This window comes from Nocardioides sp. NPDC057577 (assembly GCF_042801335.1).
Lineage (GTDB): Bacteria > Actinomycetota > Actinomycetes > Propionibacteriales > Nocardioidaceae > Nocardioides.
Genome location: NZ_JBHVGB010000240.1, coordinates 1 through 7,227, shown reverse-complemented (window position 1 = coordinate 7,227; position 7,227 = coordinate 1). Strand labels below are relative to the sequence as shown.

8 protein-coding genes are annotated in these 7,227 nt (G+C 69.1%); 3 read left to right on the top strand and 5 right to left on the bottom strand.

Annotation, left to right across the window (positions count from 1 at the left end; translation table 11 throughout):
- Nucleotides 1-1,455 (bottom strand): NAD(P)-binding domain-containing protein (locus tag ACFU7D_RS27730; RefSeq protein ID WP_378873392.1); only part of this gene is annotated, 1,455 nt, incomplete at its 3' end.
- Between the two features lie 89 nt (nt 1,456-1,544).
- Between ACFU7D_RS27730 and ACFU7D_RS27725 the strand changes: the two genes are divergently transcribed.
- Nucleotides 1,545-1,892: an ArsR/SmtB family transcription factor gene (locus ACFU7D_RS27725; RefSeq protein ID WP_378873390.1), complete on the top strand. Its 348-nt coding sequence runs from the start codon at nt 1,545-1,547 to the stop codon at nt 1,890-1,892.
- Between the two features lie 6 nt (nt 1,893-1,898).
- Here the strand turns inward: ACFU7D_RS27725 and ACFU7D_RS27720 are convergent, their stop codons facing one another.
- Both ACFU7D_RS27720 and ACFU7D_RS27715 read right to left on the bottom strand, forming a co-directional pair.
- On the bottom strand, nt 1,899-2,657 hold the full coding sequence (locus ACFU7D_RS27720) for an SDR family NAD(P)-dependent oxidoreductase (protein WP_378873388.1): 759 nt from the start codon (nt 2,655-2,657) through the stop codon (nt 1,899-1,901).
- 123 nt (nt 2,658-2,780) lie between these two features.
- The gene (locus tag ACFU7D_RS27715) at nt 2,781-3,239 is read right to left on the bottom strand and encodes a MarR family winged helix-turn-helix transcriptional regulator (protein ID WP_378724383.1); all 459 of its coding nucleotides are present in this window, start codon (nt 3,237-3,239) and stop codon (nt 2,781-2,783) included.
- 57 nt (nt 3,240-3,296) lie between these two features.
- On the opposite strand from ACFU7D_RS27715, the gene ACFU7D_RS27710 reads away from it, so the two are divergent.
- Nucleotides 3,297-3,632, top strand: coding sequence for a hypothetical protein (locus ACFU7D_RS27710; RefSeq protein WP_378724381.1), 336 nt, complete (start codon nt 3,297-3,299; stop codon nt 3,630-3,632).
- Between the two features lie 56 nt (nt 3,633-3,688).
- On the opposite strand, the gene ACFU7D_RS27705 is transcribed toward ACFU7D_RS27710, so the two are convergent.
- Both ACFU7D_RS27705 and ACFU7D_RS27700 read right to left on the bottom strand, forming a co-directional pair.
- Nucleotides 3,689-5,287 (bottom strand): 4-hydroxyphenylacetate 3-hydroxylase family protein, encoded by a 1,599-nt coding sequence (locus tag ACFU7D_RS27705; RefSeq protein WP_378724379.1) that lies wholly within the window; start codon nt 5,285-5,287, stop codon nt 3,689-3,691.
- Nucleotides 5,288-5,321: 34 nt separating this feature from the next.
- Complete coding sequence (locus tag ACFU7D_RS27700) at nt 5,322-5,897, bottom strand: flavin reductase family protein (RefSeq protein WP_378873386.1); 576 nt, start codon at nt 5,895-5,897, stop codon at nt 5,322-5,324.
- A gap of 201 nt (nt 5,898-6,098) precedes the next feature.
- Here ACFU7D_RS27700 and ACFU7D_RS27695 point away from each other — a divergent pair, with 201 nt between their 5' ends.
- Complete coding sequence (locus ACFU7D_RS27695; RefSeq protein WP_378724376.1) at nt 6,099-7,043, top strand: AraC family transcriptional regulator; 945 nt, start codon at nt 6,099-6,101, stop codon at nt 7,041-7,043.
- Nucleotides 7,044-7,227 lie beyond the last annotated feature (184 nt).

Below are 7,227 nucleotides of genomic sequence, written 5' to 3'. Positions count from 1 at the left end.
GGCCAGGCGTGTGGTCTCGTTCTTGACACGGTCCACCAGAATAGAAAGGCCTTTGGCCCCCGAGATCTCAGATGTGTATAAGAGACAGCAGCATGAACCTTCGCGCGACTGCTGCGGACCCACTCCGAGCTCGACGACCGGCCGGCCGAGACCGATCGCCAGCAGCTCGGGCTCCGCCTGGGTTGCGGGGCTCGGACCGCAACAGCCACCCCCGGCCGCGTCCTCCTCGTCGAAGACCCCCGCACCGCCGCAGACCCCGGTGTCGGGGAGCTCCAGCTCCACCCGCGCGGCTGCGTCGTGGTCGCCGGCGAGCTCGGCCACCACGCTGCGTACCTGCTCGTAGCCGGTCATCGCCAGGAACGTCGGCGCCCGGCCGTAGGACTTCATCCCGACCAGGTAGAGGTCGGGCTCCGGCTGGGCGAGGTCCTTGGCGCCGGTCGCGCTGACCGAGCCGCAGGAGTGCAGGTTGGGGTCGATCTGGACCGCGATGTTGCGCGGCGCCTCGAGTGTGGGGTCGAGGTCGAGGCGCATCTCGCTCAGGAAGCCGAGGTCGGGGCGGTAGCCGGTGAGGACGACGACCTGGTCGGCGTCGATCACGCGACCGTCTTCGGCGATGACGGTGGCGCCGTCGACCCGTTCCGTGCGGAACCCGGTCACCAGCTCGACCGAGCCGTCCTGGACGGCCTTCTTGGCGCGTACGCCGAGGGCACCCCGCTCCGGGAGCTCGTCGGCCTCGCCGCCACCGAAGGTGTTCGTCGAGACGGCGCGGCGGATCGCCCAGGTGATCCGCGTCTCCGGGTGGGCCTTGGCGATGGCGGTGAGCTCGTTGACGGCGTTGAACGCGGAGTCGCCGGCGCCGATCACGACGGTGTGCCGGCCCGCGTACGCCTCGGGGTAGGCGTGGTCCGGGACGGCGTAGCCGAGCGCCCCCGTGGCGTGTGCGGCACGCTCCCCGAGTGCCGGGAGGCCGTCGGCACCGGCCGGGTTGGGCCGGCGCCAGGTGCCGGAGGCGTCGATGACGGCGCGCGCCTCGAGGCGCTCCTCGGAACCGTCGGCGCTCGTCACGTGGAGGACGAACGGCTGCTCGGCGCGGTCGGCGTCGACCAGCCGGTCACGCCCCTTGCGGGAGACGCCGGTAACCGTGGTGCGGTAGCGGATGTGGTCGCCGAGGGTGTCGGCCAGCGGGGTGAGGTAGCGCTCGCGCCACTGGGCGCCGGTCGGGTAGCCCTGGGTCGGCGCGGCCCAGCCGGTCGGCTCGAGAAGCCGGGCGGCGGCCTTGTCGACGAGCTCGGGCCAGGCCGAGAAGAGACGTACGTGACCCCACTCGGCGACGGCCGCGGCAGGCTCGCTCCCTTGCTCGAGCACGAGCGGGGTGAGGCCGCGCTCGAGGAGATGGGCAGCGGCCGCGAGGCCCTGGGGGCCGGCGCCGATGACGGCAACGGGAAGGTCGGTCATGATGCTCCTCAGATTCAAGAACGTCGATATGACGGCGACCCTAGGCCTCATATCGACGTTCGTCAATATCATTCGGTAGAGTCGTACTCATGACCGTTCTTCCCGTGCTCCCGTCCGCCGCCGTCGCGTGCTGCTCGCCGGTGACGTCAGGCGTTCTCGATGACAACCAGGCCGAGGCGCTGGCACGGATGTTCAAGGCGCTCGGCGACCCCAACCGGGTCAAGCTGCTCTCGATCATCGCGGCCGCCGAGGACAAGGAGGCCTGCGTCTGCGACCTCACCGAGCCGGTCGGACTCTCCCAGCCGACGGTCTCCCATCACATGAAGCTGCTGGTCGAGGCCGGGTTGGTCGCCCGCGAGCAGCGGGGCAGATGGGCCTACTTCTCGATCGTCCCTGGTGCCCTCGACTCGCTCGCGGGCGCGCTGGCGTCCCGCTAAGGGCCGTCAGACGGTGGTGTAGCCGCCGTCGATCTTCCAGTACGCACCGGTGACGAACGAGGCGTCCTCGGAGAGCAGGAAACGTACGACGGTGGCGATCTCCTCGGGGCGGCCGAGGCGGCCCAGCGGGTGCTTGGCGACCAGGGCCTCGTGGGCGCCCTCGATGGCGGAGACGGCCTGGACGGCCGGGGTGTCGATGTAGCCGGGGCCGACGGAGTTGATCCGCAGTCCGGCCGGGCCGTACTCGGCGGCGGCGTTCTTGGTCAGGCCGATGACCCCGTGCTTCGCGGCGGTGTAGGCCGGGTTGCCGAGGGCAGCCACCTCGCCGTGGATGGAGGCCATGTTCACGATCGCGGACTCGCCGGCGCCGGTCTTGAGCAGCTCAGGGATCTGGTAGCGCAGGCCGTACGCGACGCCGGAGAGGTCGATGCCGATGACCCGGTCCCAGTCGCTGGGAACCAGCTCGCCGACCGGTGCCGGATGCTCGCCGATCCCGGCGTTGTTGACCGCGTAGTTGAGCTTCCCGTACGTCTCGACGGCGAACTTCACCGAGCGCTCCGCATCCTCGACCTTCGAGGTGTCGGACTGCAGCGGAGTCGCCTCGCCACCCGCGGCCTTGATCTCGTCGGCGACCCTGGTTGCGCCCTCGAGGTTGATGTCTGCGACCACGACCTTGGTGCCCAGCCCGGCGAGCTCCTTCGAGATCGCCTCCCCGAGCCCGCTACCGCCGCCGGTGACCAGTGCGACCTTGTTCTCGAACGTCATTTCTCTCTCCTCGCTTCTGTCCGGGCCGGGGTCCGGGCGTCATTTGATCCAACATTCAAATAACGCAGGCGAGGGGTGATCCTCTTCCGGATGCATAGGTGATCTATGCCTCTCGGGGTGTGGTCACCTGGTCGCGGCGGCGATGACCTCCAGCAGCCGGCGGTGGAGCTCCATGAGCTCGTCGACGCTCATGTCGAGGCGCTCGACGATGGCGGGCGGGATCTTCTCGGCGTCGTCGCGCAGCGCGCGTCCGCGCTCGGTCAGGACGACGGCGAGCGAGCGCTCGTCGGACTTGTTGCGTTCCCGCCGGACGTAGTCCTGGGCCTCGAGCCGCTTGAGCAGCGGGGAGAGGGTGCCGGGGTCGAGCTGGACCTTTCGGCTCAGCTCGGAGACGCGGAGCGGCTCCTCCTCCCACAGGGCCAGCATGACCAGATACTGCGGGTGGGTCAGGCCCATGGGTTCGAGCAGGGGCCGGTAGAGGCCGATGACGCTGCGGGCGGCGACGGCAAGACCGAAGCAGACCTGTTGATCGAGGGCGAGGGGGTTCTCGATCTCCGAGAGCGGGTCCTTCTTCGTCGGCATGTGAGTTAGCGTACCAATTGTTTGTGCACAAACAGTTCGCCTGGTAAGAATTGCACTGTGAACGACCAACCGCGACGACCACGCCACCTGATGGACCCGGACAACCCGATCCGGCCCGTCAACGACAAGTCGCTGACTCACGTGAAGCAGTGGGTCGCGTCCGTGCTCGTCGTGTTCACCGTTGCCCACCTGGCGGTCGGGATGGCCGTCGGGGCGGTGGCGATCGACCCGGTCTACCAGAGCTCGCGGATCGGGCTGTGCGTCATCGCGGCGGCCTTCGGGGTGCTCGGTCTGGCCGGCGGTTTCCTCATCCATCGGCGCAGCCCGTTCACGCCGTGGCTGATCCTCGGGGTCCTTCCCGCCGCCGTGGGCCTCTGGTTCGTGCTGAGCTGAGGACGGCGCCCCCGGGGCAGGAGGGGCGCCGTCCGATCAGTGGGTGAGGGCCGTGCTCAGAACAGGTCGGGCACGGTCCAGCCGTCGAGGTCGTACTCGGAGAGGAACTGGTCGGCGAAGCCGGTCATCTTGGCGACGTCGCCGCGGTTCTGTGCGGCGAAGAGCAGCTCGGCCTTCACGTTCTCGTGGTTGCCGGAGTAGTTGCGCTCGTAGAGCTCGTGGCGGCCGCCGAACTCGGTGCCGATCGAGTCCCACAGGGCCTTCATGACCTTGACCCGGTCGACGGCGGTGATGCCGTTCGAGCCGCGGACGTACTTGTCCAGGTAGGGGCGGACCTCCGGGCTCTTGAAGTCGGCGGCGCCCGAGGGCAGGTAGATCAGGCCGGAGGCGACGTCCTGCTCGATGATCTCCTTGACTCGCGGATAGCCGTGGATCATGAACATCCGGTACGTCAGGCCGTACTCCAGCTTCGGGATCACCGCGTCGCCGATCCACGGCTCGGGATCACGGGCCATCGACTCGGTGAGCGACCAGAACAGGTTGCGCCAGCCGATGACCTCGCCGACGCGGGTCTGGACGCCGCGGAAGTCACCCGAACCGGTGGTCTCGAGGGCCTTGATCAGCAGGCCGGCGATGAAGTCGAGCTTGACCGCGAGGCGGGTGCATCCCTGGAAGGTGAACCGCGGCAGGAAGCCCGACTGCGGGAAGAACGCGTTGATCCGGTCGACGTCGCCGTACATGAAGACGTTCTCCCACGGCACCAGCACCTTGTCGAAGATGAAGATGGTGTCGTTCTCGTCCATCCGGCTCGACAGCGGGTAGTCGAACGGGGTGCCGTTCTGCGCGGCCTGCTGGGTGTAGGACGTGCGGCAGATCAGCTTGATGCCCGGCGCGTCCATCGGGACGGTGCAGATGAGCGCGTACTGCTTCTTGCGGATCGGGAGGCCGTAGTGGGCGATGAAGTTGTAGTTGGTGATCGCCGAGCCCGTCGCCACGACCTTGGCGCCCGAGACGATGAGGCCGGCGTCGGTCTCCTTCTCGACCTTCATGTAGACGTCGCCGACCTCGTCCGGCGGCAGCTGGCGGTCGACCGGCGGGTTGATGATCGCGTGGTTCCAGTAAAGAACCTTCTCCTGGGACTCGCGGTACCAGCGCTCGGCGTTGTCCTGGAACGGGGCGTACAGCTCCTTGTTCGCGTGCAGCGTGCCGAGGAAGCTGGCCTTGTAGTCGGGGCTGCGGCCCATCCAGCCCCACGTCATCTTCGCCCAGCGCGCGATCGCGTCGCGCTCCTTGAGCAGATCCGCCGAGGAGGTCGGGGTCTTGAAGAACGGCATCGTGACGCCGCCGTTGCCGGTGTCGGTCGGCACCGTCAGCTCGTCCACGTGGTCACCGGTGTGGAGGGCGTCGTAGAGGCGCGCCGTCATCCGGATCGGGTTGCGGAAGGCGGGGTGGCTGGTGACGTCCTTGACGCGGTCACCGTTGAGGTAGATCTCGCGGCCGTCCTTGAGGCTGTCGATGTACTCCTCGCCGGTCATCGGCCGGGAGGCGAAGTTGGCCTGCTTGTTGGCGGGGGAGTCGGCGGCCGGGTTGACGGTCGGCGGGCCGTCGGGGAGCCCGTTCTCGGACTGGGTCTCGGGGGCGAGGGTGTCGCTCATCGTGTCTCCTTGGACTGGTTGTTTCGGGCGGGCATCAGTAGTGGGTGGATCGCGGGATCGCGGGGACCTCGATGGCGGTGAACGACGCGGTTGCGTCGAACCAGCCGGTGTTCGGGTCGTCCTGGCAGCCGAGCCAGACGACCTCCGAGGAGGGATTGCCGATCTGGTGGAAGGCGCTGTCGTGGAAGAGCAGGGGCTTGCGGTCGGTGGTGATCACCTCGACGACCTCACCGAGGAAGAGCAGGTGGTCCCCGCCGTCGTCGGTACGCCACGGGCGGCACACCAGCGTCGCGGCCGTCCCGCCCAGCCGTGGCGCCGTCGCGCCCTCGCGCCAGGGGAGCGGGTCGCTGCCGGGGCGGCCGGCGAAGTGCATGGCGACGTCGCTCTGGTCGGTGGCCAAGATGTTGACCGCGAAGCCGGCGCCCTCGAGGAAGGCGGCCGCCTTGGACGTACGCGTCAGGGCGACCTGCACCAGCGGAGGGTCGAGCGATATCGGGGTGAACGCCGTCACGGTGGCACCGTGGTGCGCCCCGTCGGGGGTGCGGCAGGTGATCACGGTGACGCCGGTCGCGAAGCGGCCGAAGGTCGACCGCAGGGTGCGTGGGTCCATGGTGCTCCTCCTTCGTCGGGGCCGCGGATGTGTGGCGGCGGTCACGTTGGAGGACGACGCTAGATCCGGATCAGGAGAGCGGCGATCCGCTGGGCGAAGGGGCTGTCCGGATTGCGCACTTGGTTTTCAGGCTGTCTCCGGACGCTCTCGGCGACGGGCGTTCACGCTGTTAATGTGAAGGACGTCACTAGGGGGTGACAGATGAGCGTGACCGGCACTCTCACCGCATCGTCCGGGTCGTCCGGCGACATGGAGACCTTCTCCGACGAGGTCTCCCGGGCCTACTTCCCGCATGCCCTGATCATGCGTGGCCGGCCCGCTCGCCCCGCCGAGCTGCGTGCCGTCGACCTCGGGCCGGTGCGGCTGACCCGGATCGGCTGGGGCGCGGAGGTGTCGGTGGAGTCGGACCACCCGGGTGCCTGGGCCGTCAACGTCCCGCGCAGCGGTGTGCTCGAGGCCAACGTCGGTGGCGCCCACGTGCTCTCGCTCGACGGACAGGCGACGGTGTGCCCTCCCGACCGGCCCACCAAGATGACGCGCTGGTCGGCCGACTGCTCCATCGTCGGGATGCGGGTCGACCGTGACTACCTGGTCGAGGAGGTCGCAGCCCTGGTCGGCCTGCACACCGACCGGCTGCCTGCCCAGCTCGACCTGCGCGCCGACGGCGCCCGGGCGTGGATCGGCCTGCTCGGCTCGCTCGGCACCGAGGCCATGCGCAACCCCGCGCTGGTGGGTGACGAGCGGGTCAGGGTCCGGCTGGCCGGCACCTTGACGGCTGCCTTCGTCGCTGCCTGCTTTCCCTTCGAACCGGCCGTCGGGTCGGTGCAGCCCCGCATCGTCTCCCGCGTCGTGGAGGCGATGGAGGCCGACCCCGCCCGGGAGTGGGCAGCCTCCGACCTCGCCCGCGAGGCCGACGTCGGCATCCGCCGACTCCAGCAGGGCTTCCAGCGCTACCTCGGCCGCACGCCGACGCAGAAGCTGCAGGAGATCCGCCTCGAACGCGTCCACGCCGACCTGATCGCCAGCCACGGCGACACTGTCGCCGAGGTCGCCTACCGATGGGGCTTCACCCACCTGGGCCGCTTCGCTGCCGCCTACCGCCAGACCTACGGCGTAGCCCCCTCACAGACCCTGCGCTGCCGCTAGGCGCAGGACGCAGGATGCCGAGTCGGCTCATCCTGACCGATATCCCTGCCGAGTCGGCTCGTTCTGACCGGAGTCGGTGGCGAGTCGGCTCGTTCTGACCGATATCCCTGCCGAGTCGGCTCGTTCTGACCGGAGTCGGTGGCGAGTCGGCTCGTTCTGACCGACATCGGTGCCGAGTCGGCCC

What these genes read in the sequence shown, in the direction of transcription:
- ACFU7D_RS27725 (WP_378873390.1), top strand. Translation starts at nt 1,545, where the DNA reads ATGACCGTTCTTCCCGTGCTCCCGTCCGCCGCCGTCGCGTGCTGCTCG.
- ACFU7D_RS27720 (WP_378873388.1), bottom strand. Translation starts at nt 2,657, where the DNA reads ATGACGTTCGAGAACAAGGTCGCACTGGTCACCGGCGGCGGTAGCGGG.
- ACFU7D_RS27715 (WP_378724383.1), bottom strand. Translation starts at nt 3,239, where the DNA reads ATGCCGACGAAGAAGGACCCGCTCTCGGAGATCGAGAACCCCCTCGCC.
- ACFU7D_RS27705 (WP_378724379.1), bottom strand. Translation starts at nt 5,287, where the DNA reads ATGAGCGACACCCTCGCCCCCGAGACCCAGTCCGAGAACGGGCTCCCC.
- ACFU7D_RS27700 (WP_378873386.1), bottom strand. Translation starts at nt 5,897, where the DNA reads ATGGACCCACGCACCCTGCGGTCGACCTTCGGCCGCTTCGCGACCGGC.
- ACFU7D_RS27695 (WP_378724376.1), top strand. Translation starts at nt 6,099, where the DNA reads ATGAGCGTGACCGGCACTCTCACCGCATCGTCCGGGTCGTCCGGCGAC.